The sequence below is a fragment of the Streptomyces zhihengii genome (assembly GCF_016919245.1).
In the GTDB taxonomy this organism is placed as follows: domain Bacteria; phylum Actinomycetota; class Actinomycetes; order Streptomycetales; family Streptomycetaceae; genus Streptomyces; species Streptomyces zhihengii.
Genome location: NZ_JAFEJA010000001.1, coordinates 1,418,250 through 1,432,347 on the forward strand (window position 1 = coordinate 1,418,250; position 14,098 = coordinate 1,432,347).

Annotated in this window: 13 protein-coding genes; 8 read left to right on the forward strand and 5 right to left on the reverse strand. The window is 72.7% G+C overall.

The features are described from left to right. The 6 genes from JE024_RS05965 (at position 1) to pssA (ending at position 6,408) form a co-directional block, all read left to right on the forward strand. A complete protein-coding gene (locus tag JE024_RS05965; RefSeq protein ID WP_205372584.1) occupies positions 1–2,022 on the forward strand; it encodes an ethylmalonyl-CoA mutase in 2,022 nt (673 codons plus the stop codon). Further along, positions 2,019–2,993, forward strand: a complete 975-nt coding sequence (locus JE024_RS05970; protein WP_205372585.1) for an HpcH/HpaI aldolase/citrate lyase family protein — start codon at positions 2,019–2,021, stop codon at positions 2,991–2,993. The genes JE024_RS05965 and JE024_RS05970 overlap by 4 nt, the downstream gene beginning before the upstream one ends. A gap of 5 nt (positions 2,994–2,998) precedes the next feature. Continuing rightward, positions 2,999–3,523, forward strand: coding sequence for a MaoC family dehydratase (locus JE024_RS05975; RefSeq protein ID WP_205372586.1), 525 nt, complete (start codon positions 2,999–3,001; stop codon positions 3,521–3,523). A 2-nt stretch (positions 3,524–3,525) separates the two neighbouring features. Then, positions 3,526–4,731 (forward strand): acyl-CoA dehydrogenase family protein, encoded by a 1,206-nt coding sequence (locus tag JE024_RS05980; RefSeq protein WP_205372587.1) that lies wholly within the window; start codon positions 3,526–3,528, stop codon positions 4,729–4,731. A 170-nt stretch (positions 4,732–4,901) separates the two neighbouring features. Further along, positions 4,902–5,558, forward strand: coding sequence for a phosphatidylserine decarboxylase (locus JE024_RS05985; RefSeq protein ID WP_205372588.1), 657 nt, complete (start codon positions 4,902–4,904; stop codon positions 5,556–5,558). Further along, positions 5,551–6,408, forward strand: a complete 858-nt coding sequence (gene pssA / locus JE024_RS05990) for a CDP-diacylglycerol--serine O-phosphatidyltransferase (protein WP_205376396.1) — start codon at positions 5,551–5,553, stop codon at positions 6,406–6,408. Before JE024_RS05985 ends, pssA begins: the two co-directional genes overlap by 8 nt. A gap of 297 nt (positions 6,409–6,705) precedes the next feature. Here pssA and JE024_RS05995 read toward each other — a convergent pair whose 3' ends face one another. After that, positions 6,706–7,860, reverse strand: a complete 1,155-nt coding sequence (locus JE024_RS05995) for a glycerate kinase (protein WP_205372589.1) — start codon at positions 7,858–7,860, stop codon at positions 6,706–6,708. 166 nt (positions 7,861–8,026) lie between these two features. On the opposite strand from JE024_RS05995, the gene JE024_RS06000 reads away from it, so the two are divergent. Together JE024_RS06000 and JE024_RS06005 are read left to right on the forward strand one after the other, a co-directional pair. Beyond that, positions 8,027–8,518 (forward strand): NUDIX domain-containing protein, encoded by a 492-nt coding sequence (locus JE024_RS06000; protein ID WP_205372590.1) that lies wholly within the window; start codon positions 8,027–8,029, stop codon positions 8,516–8,518. Positions 8,519–8,618: 100 nt separating this feature from the next. Further along, positions 8,619–9,356 carry an SIR2 family NAD-dependent protein deacylase gene (locus tag JE024_RS06005; protein WP_205372591.1) on the forward strand — a complete coding sequence of 246 codons (738 nt, stop codon included), beginning with the start codon at positions 8,619–8,621 and terminating at the stop codon, positions 9,354–9,356. A gap of 18 nt (positions 9,357–9,374) precedes the next feature. Here the strand turns inward: JE024_RS06005 and JE024_RS06010 are convergent, their stop codons facing one another. The 4 genes from JE024_RS06010 to JE024_RS06025 all read right to left on the reverse strand — a co-directional run bounded on the left by JE024_RS06010 (position 9,375) and on the right by JE024_RS06025 (position 14,044). Next, complete coding sequence (locus tag JE024_RS06010; protein WP_205372592.1) at positions 9,375–9,920, reverse strand: methylated-DNA--[protein]-cysteine S-methyltransferase; 546 nt, start codon at positions 9,918–9,920, stop codon at positions 9,375–9,377. Between the two features lie 26 nt (positions 9,921–9,946). Beyond that, positions 9,947–11,422: an AlkA N-terminal domain-containing protein gene (locus JE024_RS06015; RefSeq protein ID WP_205372593.1), complete on the reverse strand. Its 1,476-nt coding sequence runs from the start codon at positions 11,420–11,422 to the stop codon at positions 9,947–9,949. A gap of 89 nt (positions 11,423–11,511) precedes the next feature. Further along, on the reverse strand, positions 11,512–12,027 hold the full coding sequence (locus tag JE024_RS06020; protein ID WP_205372594.1) for an O-acetyl-ADP-ribose deacetylase: 516 nt from the start codon (positions 12,025–12,027) through the stop codon (positions 11,512–11,514). Between the two features lie 601 nt (positions 12,028–12,628). Further along, positions 12,629–14,044: a phytoene desaturase family protein gene (locus JE024_RS06025; RefSeq protein WP_205372595.1), complete on the reverse strand. Its 1,416-nt coding sequence runs from the start codon at positions 14,042–14,044 to the stop codon at positions 12,629–12,631. Positions 14,045–14,098: the final 54 nt, after the last annotated feature.

The following is a 14,098-nucleotide window of genomic DNA, read 5'->3' on the forward strand; positions in this document are numbered from 1 at the left end:
ATGACTGAGCGCAAGAAGGACCGGCCCTGGCTCATGCGCACCTACGCGGGGCACTCGACCGCGGAGGCGTCCAACGAGCTGTACCGGCGCAACCTCGCCAAGGGCCAGACGGGTCTGTCGGTCGCCTTCGACCTGCCGACGCAGACCGGGTACGACCCCGACCACGTCCTCGCCCGCGGCGAGGTCGGCCGGGTCGGGGTGCCGGTCTCCCATCTGGGCGACATGCGGCGGCTGTTCCAGGACATCCCCCTGGAGCAGATGAACACGTCGATGACCATCAACGCGACGGCCATGTGGCTGCTGGCGCTGTACCAGGTGGTCGCCGAGGAGCAGGGGGCCGACAGCACCCGGCTCCAGGGCACCACCCAGAACGACATCGTCAAGGAGTACCTGTCGCGCGGGACCCATGTGTTCCCGCCCGGTCCTTCGCTGCGCCTGACCACCGACATGATCACCTACACGGTGGCCCGTATCCCCAAGTGGAACCCGATCAACATCTGCAGCTACCACCTGCAGGAGGCCGGCGCCACGCCGGTGCAGGAGATCGCGTACGCGATGTCCACCGCGATCGCGGTGCTCGACGCGGTGCGCGACTCGGGCCAGGTGCCGGCCGAGAAGTTCGGCGACGTGGTCGCCCGTATCTCGTTCTTCGTGAACGCGGGCGTCCGCTTCGTCGAGGAGATGTGCAAGATGCGCGCCTTCGGCCGCATCTGGGACAAGATCACCCGCGAGCGCTACGGCATCGGGAACGAGAAGCAGCGCCGGTTCCGCTACGGCGTCCAGGTCAACTCGCTCGGCCTGACCGAGGCGCAGCCGGAGAACAACGTCCAGCGCATCGTGCTGGAGATGCTCGCCGTCACACTCTCCAAGGACGCCCGCGCCCGCGCCGTGCAGCTCCCCGCCTGGAACGAGGCGCTGGGCCTGCCCCGGCCCTGGGACCAGCAGTGGTCGCTGCGCATCCAGCAGGTGCTGGCGCACGAGAGCGACCTGCTGGAGTACGAGGACATCTTCGCGGGCTCGCACGTGATCGAGGCCAAGGTCGGCGCCCTCGTCGACGAGTGCCTCGCCGAGATCGGGCGGATCCAGGAGATGGGCGGCGCGATGGCAGCCGTCGAGTCCGGCTACCTCAAGTCGCAGCTCGTGTCCTCGCACGCCGAGCGGCGGGCGCGGATCGAGGCGGGCGACGAGAAGATCGTCGGCGTCAACATCTTCGAGACGACCGAGGAGAACCCGCTCACCGCCGACCTCGACACGGCCATCATGACCGTCGACCCGGCGAACGAGGCACGGGTCGTGGCCAAGCTGCACGAGTGGCGGGCGGGGCGGGACGAGGTCCGCGCCGCGGAGTCCCTCGCGGCCCTGAAGAAGGCCGCGGCCGGCACGGAGAACCTGATGGCGGCCACCGTCGAGTGTGCGCGTGCGGGCGTCACCACCGGCGAGTGGGCCTGGGCGCTGCGGGACGTCTTCGGCGAGTTCCGCGCGCCGACGGGCGTCAGCAGCGCTCCGGTCGCGGTCACCGCGGAGGCCGGCACACCGCTCGCGGCCGTCCGGGAGAAGGTGTCGCGGACGGCGGACGAGCTCGGCGCCGGCCGGCTGCGCCTGCTGGTGGGCAAGCCGGGCCTGGACGGGCACTCCAACGGCGCCGAGCAGATCGCCGTGCGGGCTCGCGACGCCGGGTTCGAGGTGGTCTACCAGGGCATCCGGCTGACGCCGGAGCAGATCGTCTCCGCCGCCCTCGCGGAGGACGTCCACTGCGTGGGCCTGTCGATCCTGTCCGGCTCCCACACGGAGCTGGTGCCCGACGTGCTGGAGCGGCTGCGCGACGCGGGCGCCCCGGACATCCCGGTGATCGTGGGCGGCATCATCCCGAACGCGGACGCCGCCCAGCTCAGGGAGGCCGGCGTGGCCGCCGTCTTCACGCCGAAGGACTTCGGCATCACGGAGATCATCGGCCGTATCGTCGACGAGATCCGCAACGCAAACAAGCTCAGCCCCCTGGAAAGTTCGGAGGTCCCCGCATGAGCACGCCCGTGCACCCGGTGAACCGGCTGCGTCCGCGCCGTTCCTGCCTCGCCGTACCCGGCTCGAACCCGCGGTTCCTGGAGAAGGCCCAGGGCCTGCCCGCCGACCAGGTCTTCCTCGACCTGGAGGACGCCTGCGCCCCGCTCGCCAAGCCGGGGGCCCGGCACACCATCGTCAAGTTCCTGAACGAGGGCGACTGGACGGGCAAGACACGGGTCGTGCGCGTCAACGACTGGACCACCGAGTGGACCTACCGGGACGTCGTCACGGTCGTCGAGGGCGCCGGGCAGAACCTCGACTGCATCATGCTGCCGAAGGTGCAGAGCGCCGAGCAGGTCGTCGCGCTCGACCTGCTGCTCACCCAGATCGAGAAGACCATGGGCTTCGAGCCGGGGAAGATCGGCATCGAGGCGCAGATCGAGAACGCCCAGGGCCTCAACAACGTGAACGCCATCGCCCAGGCGTCGCCGCGGGTGGAGACCATCATCTTCGGCCCGGCCGACTTCATGGCCTCGATCAACATGAAGTCCCTGGTCGTCGGCGAGCAGCCGCCCGGCTACCCGGCCGACGCCTACCACTACATCCTGATGAAGATCCTGATGGCCGCCCGCGCCAACAACCTCCAGGCGATCGACGGCCCCTACCTCCAGATCCGCAACGTCGAGGGCTACCGCGCGGTCGCGCAGCGCGCCGCGGCGCTGGGCTTCGACGGCAAGTGGGTGCTGCACCCCGGCCAGGTCGACGCGTCGAACGAGATCTTCTCGCCCTCCCAGGAGGACTACGACCACGCCGAGCTGATCCTGGACGCCTACGACTACTACACGTCCGAGGCCGGCGGGAAGAAGGGCTCCGCGATGCTCGGCGACGAGATGATCGACGAGGCCTCCCGCAAGATGGCGCTGGTCATCTCCGGCAAGGGCCGCGCGGCGGGTATGAAGCGCACCAGCACGTTCGAGATCCCGGAGGCCTGAGCGCCATGCAGTTCGGACGCACCTACGAGGAGTTCGAGGTCGGGGCGGTCTACAAGCACTGGCCCGGGAAGACGGTCACGGAGTACGACGACCACCTCTTCTGTCTCCTGACGATGAACCACCACCCCCTCCACATGGACGCCAACTATGCGGAGAACACCACGGACTTCGGCAAGAACGTCGTGGTGGGGAACTACATCTACTCGCTGCTGCTCGGCATGTCCGTGCCGGACGTCTCCGGCAAGGCCATCGCCAACCTGGAGATCGAGTCGCTGCGCCATGTGGCGCCGACCTTCCACGGCGACACGATCTACGGCGAGACCACGGTCCTGGACAAGACCCCGTCGAGGTCGAAGAACGACCGCGGCATCGTCCACGTCGAGACCAAGGGCTACAAGCAGGACGGCACCCTGGTGTGTGTCTTCCGGCGCAAGGTGATGGTCCCGACCGAGACGTACATCAAGGAGCGCGGCGGCGAGCAGCCCGGCCGTCCCGACCTCGTCGAGCCCGTGAAGAAGCAGGAGAAGTAGCCATGGCGCGACTCGCCCGGACCGCAGGTCTGACCGACGTCCAGCAGGAGATCCTCTCCACCGTGAGGGACTTCGTGGACAAGGAGATCATCCCGGTCGCCACGGAGCTGGAGCACAAGGACGAGTACCCCCAGGAGATCGTCGACGGCCTCAAGGAGCTCGGCCTGTTCGGGCTGATGATCCCGGAGGAGTACGGCGGCCTGGGTGAGTCCCTTCTCACATACGCGCTCTGCGTCGAGGAGATCGCCCGCGGCTGGATGTCCGTCTCGGGCATCATCAACACCCACTTCATCGTGGCGTACATGCTCAAGCAGCACGGCACCCAGGAGCAGAAGGACACCTTCCTGCCCCGGATGGCGCTGGGCGAGGTGCGTGGCGCGTTCTCGATGTCGGAGCCGGCGCTCGGCTCGGACGTGTCGGCCATCACGTCCAAGGGCGTCAAGGACGGCGAGGAGTACGTCCTGAACGGCCAGAAGATGTGGCTGACGAACGGCGGCACCTCCACGCTCGTCGCCGTGCTGTGCCGGAGTGACGAAGGACACCCCGAGGGGACCGCTCCGCACAAGTCGATGACCACGTTCCTCGTGGAGAAGGAGCCGGGCTTCGGCGAGGTGCGTCCGGGCCTGACCATCCCGGGGAAGATCGACAAGATGGGCTACAAGGGCGTCGACACGACCGAGCTCATCATGGACGGACTGCGCATTCCGGCCAATCGGGTACTCGGCGGGGTCACCGGCCGAGGGTTTTACCAAATGATGGACGGCGTCGAGGTCGGCCGGGTCAACGTCGCGGCGCGTGGCTGCGGTGTCGCGCAGCGTGCTTTCGAACTCGGTGTCTCGTATGCCCAGCAACGTCACACTTTCGGCAAGCCGATCGCCGCGCACCAGGCGATTCAGTTCAAGTTGGCCGAGATGGCCACCAAGGTCGAGGCCGCCCATGCGATGATGGTGAACGCGGCACGCAAAAAGGACTCCGGGGAACGAAACGACCTGGAGGCAGGGATGGCGAAGTACCTCGCCTCCGAGTACTGCAAGGAAGTCGTCGAGGACGCCTTCCGTATCCACGGCGGCTACGGCTTCTCCAAGGAGTACGAGATCGAGCGCCTCTACCGCGAGGCGCCGATGCTGCTGATCGGCGAAGGTACCGCCGAAATCCAGAAAATGATCATTGGCCGTCGACTGCTCGAGGAGTACCGGTCGCAGGGTTGATTGTCGCTTTTAGGTCGGTTACGGCCGGAAGATGATCACACCCTGTCATCATCTTCCGGCCGTCGACTCGGCTTCTGGCTTTCCCAGTTGCGGGTCGTAACCGATAACATCGACGGAAAGCCGCCGTCCCCCTGTTGCCAGCGCGGCATCATCCGCTACGAAGGTCATCCATGCCCCACAGCCAAACCTCTGCACATCGCGACAGCCTCCGTGGCGTGCGTATCGCTCGCGGAGCATCGCCGTGGCTCCTGCCGACCGTCGCCACCGCTGCCCTCAGCCTGGCCCGGTCCCGCCGCTCGCGGCGGGCCGCGACCGTGGCCGTGCCCGTCACCGCACTCGCGGCGGGCATGCTGTGGTTCTTCCGCGACCCCGAGCGCGAGATCGCTCAGGGCCGGGTCATCTCCCCCGCCGACGGCGTGGTGCAGAGCATCATGCCGTGGAAGGACGGGCGTACCCGGGTAGCGATCTTCATGAGCCCGCTCAACGTCCACGTGAACCGCGCGCCGCTGGCCGGCACCGTCACGTCCGTCGAGCACGTGCCCGGTGGCTTCGTCCCCGCGTTCAACAAGGAGAGCGAGAACAACGAGCGCGTTGTCTGGCACTTCGACACCGAACTCGGCGACATCGAGATGGTGCAGATCGCCGGCGCGGTCGCGCGGCGCATCGTCCCGTACATCCCGCAGGGCACCAAGGTCGAGCAGGGTGAGCGCATCGGTCTGATCCGCTTCGGCTCGCGTGTCGACATCTACCTCCCGGAGGGTGTGGACGTCGCCGTCGAGGTCGGACAGACCACGACCGCGGGGGTGACTCGCATTGACCGTGATTGATCCCGACACACAGGCCGGCAACTGGGCCGCCGACGACGAGGACGACGACGCGGAGGAGATGCCGCTCAGTCTGAGGCTGTCGATAGCGGACACCCTCACTCTGGGCAACGCGACGTGCGGATTCATGGCGGTGTACTTCACCACCACCGGAATCCTCATTCCGCACCTCCAGGGCAGCCAGGAGACCGGCATGGCGCGGCACAGCGCCGCGACGGCCGTGATCCTGATGCTGCTGGCCGCGATCTTCGACCTCTGCGACGGACTCGTGGCCCGCAAGCTGCGGTCCTCGCCGATGGGCGCGGAGCTGGACAACCTCTCCGACCTGATCAGCTTCGGGCTCGCCCCCGCGTACTTCGTGCTGGTCTACGGCATGGTCGCGGACGACGCCCACCAGCGGGTCTCGGCGGTGGCCGCGATCGTGGTGCTGCTGGCGGTGGTGCTGCGGCTTGCGAGATTCTCGTGCGTGACCATGAAGGACGGCATGTTCCAGGGCATGCCGAGCCCCTTCGGAGCGCTGACGGTGGTCTCCATCGTGCTGCTGGAGCTGCCCTTCATCCCGACGCTGCTGGCGATCATCGGCACGGCGTGGCTGATGGTCAGCCGGGTCGAGTACCCGAAGCCGCGGGGTGTCCTCGCGGTGGCGATGCTCGGCTGGATCGTGGCCGCGATGGGCATGCTGGCGGCGTGGGCGTTCGACGCGCCCGGCGGCGCGGTGCTCCTCCAGATGGGCTGCGCGCTCCAGATCGTGATGGCGGCGACGATCCCCCTCTTCGCGACCGCCCGTCGCGTGAACACCATCCGGGACAACCGCCGCGAGAACCGCGAGGCCCGGGCGGCCCAGCTCCCGTAAGGGAGACGGGCACGTCCCCCGGGACACCACGAAGGGCCCCGGACACCGCACGGTGTCCGGGGCCCTCGTGCGTGGCCGGTGCGGCGGGGCGGGTGGCGGCCGGGTCGTGGGCACGGGCCGGTGGCTCCCGGGCCCAGGGGTCGGGCCGACAGGTCCTGGGCGGGCGGGCCTGCGGCGGGCCGAAGGCCCCCGGACGCGGTCGCCCCGGACCACCGTGGCGCGCCCGCCCCGGGGGGCGGGAACGCGGAAGGCCCCCGGCGCGGACGCCGGGGGGCCTTCGTGCGCTCTGGGGGGGGCTCAGGCCAGGAAGTCGCGGGCGATGTCCGCCGCCACCCGCTCCAGCAGGGGGCCCGCCTGCGCCATCGAGACCGCCGGGTCCGGTTCCAGGGACGCCAGCGCGTAGGCGCGGCGGATGCCGGCCCGGCCCAGCGCCTCGGGCGGCAGCGCCAGGCGGCCGCAGACGGCGACGACCTCGACGCCCCGCGCCCTCGCGGCGGCGGCCACCCCGGCGGGCGCCTTGCCGTGCAGGGTCTGCTCGTCCAGCGAGCCCTCGCCGGTGATCACCAGGGTCGCCTTCTCCAGGGCGGGCGCGAAGCCCAGCACGTCGAGCATGACCTCGATCCCCGGCCGGAAACGGGCGCCCAGGGCGACCAGCGCCCCGTAGCCGATACCGCCCGCAGCCCCGGCGCCGGGAGCCTTCGCGCACTCCGCAGCCGACGGACCGGTCGCCGTGGTGAGCACCTCGGCGTAGTGGGCGAGCGCGGCGTCGAGGGCGGCGACGTCGTCGGGGCTCGCGCCCTTCTGCGGGCCGTACACCGCGGGGGCGCCCTTGGGGCCCGTCAGCGGGTTGTCCACGTCGCTGGCGAGGATCAGGTCGACGCCGGCGAAACGGGCGTCCAGGCCCGAGAGGTCCGCCGTCGCCAGATCCGCCAGCCCGCCGCCGCCGCGCGCCACCGGCTTGCCGTCGGCGTCGAGGAAGGCGGCCCCGAGGGCCTCCAGCATGCCGGCGCCGCCGTCCGTGGTCGCGCTGCCGCCGACCCCGAAGACGATCGTGGCCGCCCCCGCGTCGAGCGCGGCCCGCAACAGCTCTCCCGAGCCGTACGTGGTGGCCGTCAGCGGCGCGAAGGTGTCCGGCGGCAGGTGCTGGAGACCGGACGCCTCCGCCATCTCCACCACGGCCGTGGTGCCGCGCAGGGCGTACGCGGCGGTGACCGGGTCGCCGAGCGGACCGGCCACCCGCACCTCGCGCCGCTCGAAGCCCGCCGCGACGGCCGCGGCGACCGTGCCGTCGCCGCCGTCGGCGACGGGCAGCGTCTCGACCTCCAGGCCCGGTACGACCTGCCGGAGCCCGGCGGTCACCCGCTCCGCGACCTGCACGGCCGTCAGCGAACCCTTGAACTTGTCAGCCGCCACGAGAACACGCGCCGACCGAGAAACTGCTCCGTCCGTCACCCTTGTATCCCTTGCTTGTCGAACAGGCAGTCGCGCCGCCCCGACCCTATCCGCAGCTCAGGGCCCCCGGCCAGCCCCCGTTCACCCAGCGATACGCCCCGCGCCGGGCGGGCCGGTGCCGTCCTGCGGCCCACCCCCGCGGGCCCGATCCTCTACGCTGCGAGCCGTGACGACCCCGGACTACGCCGCCTACATCGCCTCCCTCCCCCGCGTCCTGGCCGGCGCGGCCGTGCTGCTGCGCGACGGCGCCGGGAGGGTGCTCCTGGTCGAGCCCAACTACCGCGCGGGCTGGGCGCTGCCCGGCGGGACCATCGAGTCGGACCAGGGCGAGACGCCCCGGCAGGCGGCCCGCCGGGAGACCCTGGAGGAGATCGGTCTCGACGTCGAGCCGGGTGCGCTGCTCGCCGTCGACTGGGTCCCGGGGGTGGGCCGTCCGCCGATCGCCGCGTACGTGTACGACGGGGGCGTGCTCACCGGGGAGCAGCTCGCCCGGATCAGGATCCAGGAGGCGGAGCTGCTGTCCTGGCGGCTTGTGGAGCGCGAGGAGCTGCCCGGTCATCTGCTGGGGCAGCTCGGCGACCGGGTGCTGTCGGCGCTGGCCGCGCTGGACGCCGGCACGGGGGCGGTCGAGCTGGAGAACGGTCTGCCGCCCCGCTGACGGGCCTCCCGCCCGTGCCGCGGCCCGGTCGGGGCCCCGCCTGTCGCGGCCCGGGAGAAACCCGCTCGCCCGCCGCTGGGGCGCTGCGTAGGCTCCCGCCATGACCCTCGTCGCCATCCTCAGCGGGGCCGGTGTGTCCACCGACTCCGGCATCCCCGACTACCGCGGCCCCCAGGGGCTGTGGCGGCGGGACCCCGAGGCCGAGAAACTCGTCACCTACGACTGCTACATGGCCGATCCGGACATCCGGCGCCGGTCCTGGCTGATGCGCCGCGACGCCGAGACCCTGAACGCCGAGCCCAACGCCGCCCACCGGGCCGTCGCCGCCCTGGACCGCCGGCCGGGCGTCGCCGTCCGCGTCATCACCCAGAACGTGGACGGTCTCCACCAGCTCGGCGGCATGCCCGCCCGCAAGGTGCTCGAACTGCACGGGACCGCCCGCGCCGTGACCTGCACCCGCTGCCACGCCCGCTCCACGATGGAGGAGGCGCTGGCCCGTGTCGCGGCGGGCGAGGACGACCCGGCGTGCCGGGTGTGCGGCGGCATCCTCAAGTCGGCGACGGTGATGTTCGGGGAGCGCCTCGACCCGGCGGTGCTCGGCGAGGCGATGGCCGTGGCCAAGGCCTGCGAGGTGTTCGTGGCCGTCGGCACCACGCTCCAGGTGCAGCCGGCGGCCTCGCTGGCGGGCATGGCCGCCGACCACGGTGCCCGGCTGATCGTGGTGAACGCCGAGCCCACGCCGTACGACGAGCTCGCCGACGAGGTGGTGCGGGAGCCGATCGGCGACTCGCTGCCGCCGCTGCTGGAACGGCTGGCCCGGGAGTCCCGGGCCGCGTGACCGGCAGCCGGGCGGCGCTCAGAAGAGGGTCTCCTCCGGAGCGCCGCTCTCGAAGGCCAGCAGCCGCTGCTTGCGGCCGAGGCCGCCGCCGTACCCGACCAGGGAGCCGGACGAACCGATCACCCGGTGGCACGGGACGATGATGCCGATCGGGTTCCGGCCGTTGGCGAGGCCGACCGCCCGTGAGGCGTTCGGGTTGCCGAGGGCCTCCGCGAGCTCCCCGTAGGTGCGGGTCCGACCGTACGGGATGCGGCGGAGCTGCTCCCACACCCGGAGCTGGAACGGTGTGCCGTCGAAGCGCATCGGCAGGTCGAAGTCGGTCAGCTCGCGCGCGAAGTACGCGTCGAGCTGGCGGGCGGCCTCGGTGAACGGGGACGCGTCCCGATCGCCGAAGGTCTCCTCGGCGGGGCGGTGGCGCTGGCCGCTCATGTAGAGGCCGCTGAGGACCCCCTCGGTGGCGACGAGGGTCAGCGGCCCGTAGGGGCTGTCGACGACGGTGTGCCGCCGGTCCCGGCTCCCGGGCGTCCGCGCCGCGCGCGCCGCCGTCCCGTGTGCTGTGCTCACATGCGCTCCGGTCTCGTGCGGTGCCCTCACGCGGGCAGATGGTTGATCGGGTGGTCGTCGGTGGCCCACAGGTACTGGACGGCGTAGGCGCGCCAGGGCCGCCAGGCCGCGGCGTGCGCGGTGAGCGCGCCGGGTGTGGCGGGCAGGTCCAGGGCCGCCGCGGCACGCCGGATGCCGAGGTCGGTGGGGAGGAAGGCGTCCGGGTCGCCCAGGGCGCGCATCGCGATCACCTCGACCGTCCACGGCCCGAAGCCGGGCATCGCGCCGAGCCGCTCGCGGGCCCGGTCCCAGTCGCTGCCCGGGTCGAGGGCGAGCCCGCCGCCGGCCAGCGCGGCCACCAGTCCGGTGAGGGTGGCCCGGCGGCTGCGGGGCAGCGCCAGCTTCTCCGGATCGAGGGCGGCCAGCGCCTCCGGGGTGGGGAACAGATGGGTGAGCCCGCCCTCGGGGTCCTCCACGGGCACACCGTGGGCGGTCACCAGCCGGGCGGCGTGGGTGCGGGCGGCCGCGGTGGACACCTGCTGGCCCAGCACGGCGCGCACCGCGAACTCGGCGGCGTCGACGGTACGGGGGACGCGGCGGCCGGGCGCCTTGCCGACCAGCGGGGCGAGACCGGGGTCGGCGCGCAGCCGTTCGTCGACGGCCTCCGGGTCGGCGTCGAGGTCGAGCAGCCACCGGCAGCGGCTGATGGCGATCGTGAGGTCCCGCGGATCGGTCAGGGACAGCCGGCAGGCGATGTGGTCGGGCCGCGGGGCGAGGGAGACGATGCCGTGGCCGTACGGGAGGGCGAGGGTGCGCCGGTAGGCGCCGTCGCGCCACTCCTCGACGCCGGGGACGCCGGTCGCCGCGAGGTGGCCGAAGAGGTTGCCCGGTTCGAGCGGGGCCCGGTACGGGAGCCGCAGCGAGATCGCCCCGGGGGCCGGCCGGGGCCGGCCGCGCGCGCCGGCCGCCCGGGTGCGCAGCTCGCCGGGGGCGAGGGCGAACACCTCGCGCACGGTGTCGTTGAAGGTGCGCACGGACGAGAAGCCCGCCGCGAAGGCGACGTCGGCCATGGGCAGCGGCGTGGTCTCGATGAGCAGGCGTGCGGTCTGCGCCCGTTGGGCGCGGGCGAGGGCGAGGGGGCCCGCGCCGAGTTCGGCGAGGAGCTGGCGTTCGATCTGGCGGGTCGAGTAGCCGAGGCGCGCGGCGAGCCCGGGCACGCCCTCGCGGTCGACGACCCCGTCGCCGATGAGGCGCATGGCGCGGGCGACGACGTCCGCACGGACGTTCCAGGCGGGCGACCCGGGGCTGCTGTCGGGCCGGCAGCGCTTGCAGGCCCGGAAGCCGGCCTGCTGGCAGGCGGCGGCGCTCGGGTAGAAGGTCATGTTCGCGACCTTCGGCGGCACGGCGGGGCAGCTCGGCCGGCAGTAGATCCCGGTGGTCAGCACAGCGGTGAAGAACCATCCGTCGAAACGGGCGTCCTTGGACCGGACGGCCCGCACGCAGCGCTCGGTGTCGGTGTGCATGGGTCAAGGATGGGCCACCCGGCGTCACCGTCGCTGGCGAGAATCCGACATGGACGTCGCGCTGCCTGCGGACGCCGTGGGCCCCCAGGTCAGTCGAGGTGGGTGGCGAAGGCCGCGTACGCCTGTTCGTCGAAGAGGACGAAGCTCACCCGGGTGACGGAGGTGTCCGCCGCCCGTACGGTGCCGATCGCGATGCGCGCCGCGTCGTCCATCGGCCAGCCGTAGATCCCGGCGGAGACGGCGGGGAAGGCGACCGTGCGGGCGCCGACCTCGTCGGCGACGCGCAGCGATTCGCGGTAGCAGGAGGCGAGCAGCTCCGAGCGGTCCTCCTCGCGGGAGAAGACCGGGCCCACGGTGTGGATGACGTGCTCCGCGTGCAGCCGGCCCGCCGTGGTGGCGACGGCCCGGCCGGTCGCCAGGCCCTTGCCGTAGTGGGAGGCGCGCAGCGCGCGGCAGGCGGCGAGGATCTCGGGCCCGCCCCTGCGGTGGATGGCCCCGTCGACCCCGCCGCCGCCCAGCAGCGAGGAGTTGGCCGCGTTGACGATCGCGTCGGCGTGCTGGTCGGTGATGTCACCGCGGACGAGGACGATGTCGGGGGTGCCCATGGCATCCATGATGCCGCCTGCCGCCCGGTCACGGGCGGGGAATTGCCCGGCCGGAGCTTCCGGGCCGACCCGGCCGGCCGGGTCGGCCACCGGCGTGCCGTCCGAGGGCGGCGGCCGGTGGCAGCAGGCCGGGCCCCTCCGGCACGGCGGCAGCAGGCCGGGCGTCGCCCGACCACAGCGGCAGCAGGCCGGGCCTCGCCCGACCCCAGCGGCCCGCTGCGGCCAGTCGACGGCCGCAACCGGTGGGCGGACCCGGCCGCCAGTAGGCGGCTGGCGGCCCGGATTCCCGGCACGGCGGCAGCAGGCCGACGTCGCCCGACCACAGCGGCCCGCTGCGGGCAGTCGACGGCCGCAACCGGTGGGCGGACCCGGCCGCCAGTAGGCGGCTGGCGGCCCGGATTCCCGGCACGGCGGCAGCAGGCCGGGCCTCGCCCGACCACAGCGGCCCGCTGCGGGCAGTCGACGGCCGCAACCGGTGGGCGGACCCGGCCGCCAGTAGGCGGCTGGCGGCCCGGATTCCCGGCACGGCGGCAGCAGGCCGACGTCGCCCGGGCGGTCGGCCCGCCTGAGCGGCCCCCGCCCCGGCACCGGCAGGCGCCGCTCAGGCGGCGCGCAGGGCGCGCCAGACGGCCTTCGCCGCGTGGTGGCCGGACATGCCGTGCACGCCCGGGCCGGGCGGGGTCGCCGAGGAGCAGATGAAGACGGCGGGGTGGGAGGTCGCGTAGGGCACCCGGGCGAGGCGGGGGCGGATCACGGTCTGGAGCCCGGCGAAGGCGCCGCAGGCGATGTCGCCGGCGACGTAGTTGGCGTTCCGGGCCGCCAGTTGGGGCGGTCCGGCGACGGCGCGCGCGAGGACCAGGTCGCGGAAGCCGGGCGCGAAGCGCTCGATCTGCCGTTCGACGACATCGGTCGCGTCGCCCTCCCAGCCCGCGGGCACGTGCCCGTAGGCCCACAGGACGTGCCGGCCCTCGGGGGCCCTGCCCGGGTCGACGATGCTGGGCTGGGCGGTGATCAGGAACGGGACGCTCGGCTCGCGCCCCTCGGCTGCGGCCCGCAGCGCCGCGTCGATCTCGCCCGCGGTCGGGCCGATGTGCACCGTGCCGGCCGTCCTCGCCTGGGGCGACGTCCAGGGGACCGGTCCCGACAGCGCGTAGTCGATCTTGAAGGCGGCGGCCCCGTAGCGGTAGCGCCAGTACGCGTTGCCGAGTCCGGCGATCCGGGCGAGCGCGGTCGGCGAGGTGTCGAAGACGTACGCGCGGGCCGGCGGGAGTTCGTCCAGCCGCTTGACCTCGGTGCCGGTGTGGATGGTCCCGCCGAGTTCGCGCAGGTAGGAGGCGAGCGCGTCGGAGATGGCCTGGGAGCCGCCGCGCGGCACGGGCCAGCCCACCTCGTGCGCGGCGAGCGCGAACATCAGGGCGATCCCGCCGGTGGCGATGCCGCTGGTCGGCGCGATGGCATGGGCGGCGAGCCCGGCGAGCAGGGCCCTGCCCTTGTCCCCCTCGAAGCGGCGGGCCAGCCAGGAGGCGGGCCGGATCGCGTCCAGGCCGAAGCGGGCGAAGCGCAGCGGATCGCGCGGCAGACCGTCCCAGGGGGTGCGCAGGAAGTCCGCGGCGATGGTGTCCCAGCGGCCCAGATAGGGCGCGAGCAGCCGCCGGTAGGCGCCGGCGTCGGACGCGCCGAGCGACAGCGCGGTCTCGGCGACGGACCGGCTGAGCACGGCGGCGGTGCCGTCCGGGAAGGGGTGGGCGAGCGGCAGTTCGGGGTGCAGCCAGGTGAGCCCGTGGCGCTCCAGCGGCATCCGCCCGAAGGCGGGCGACCCGATGCCGAGCGGGTGGACCGCGGAGCAGGGATCGTGCCGGAAGCCGGGAAGCGTCAGCTCCTCGGTCCTGGCGCCCCCGCCCACGGTGTCCAGGGCTTCGAACACGGCGACCGAGAAGCCGCGGCGGGCCAGTTCGGCCGCGGCCGTCAGCCCGTTGGGGCCCGCTCCCACGACGACGGCATCGAGCATCGACGGCACCTTCGGACTCCTTTGTCAGCCGACGGCCATGAACACCCAGGATATTCACAGGCG

Coding starts and splice junctions, on each gene's coding strand:
- JE024_RS05965 (WP_205372584.1), top strand. CDS start 1: ATGACTGAGCGCAAGAAGGACCGGCCCTGGCTCATGCGCACCTACGCG.
- JE024_RS05970 (WP_205372585.1), top strand. CDS start 2,019: ATGAGCACGCCCGTGCACCCGGTGAACCGGCTGCGTCCGCGCCGTTCC.
- JE024_RS05975 (WP_205372586.1), top strand. CDS start 2,999: ATGCAGTTCGGACGCACCTACGAGGAGTTCGAGGTCGGGGCGGTCTAC.
- JE024_RS05980 (WP_205372587.1), top strand. CDS start 3,526: ATGGCGCGACTCGCCCGGACCGCAGGTCTGACCGACGTCCAGCAGGAG.
- JE024_RS05985 (WP_205372588.1), top strand. CDS start 4,902: ATGCCCCACAGCCAAACCTCTGCACATCGCGACAGCCTCCGTGGCGTG.
- JE024_RS06005 (WP_205372591.1), top strand. CDS start 8,619: ATGACCCTCGTCGCCATCCTCAGCGGGGCCGGTGTGTCCACCGACTCC.
- JE024_RS06015 (WP_205372593.1), bottom strand. CDS start 11,422: ATGCACACCGACACCGAGCGCTGCGTGCGGGCCGTCCGGTCCAAGGAC.
- JE024_RS06020 (WP_205372594.1), bottom strand. CDS start 12,027: ATGGGCACCCCCGACATCGTCCTCGTCCGCGGTGACATCACCGACCAG.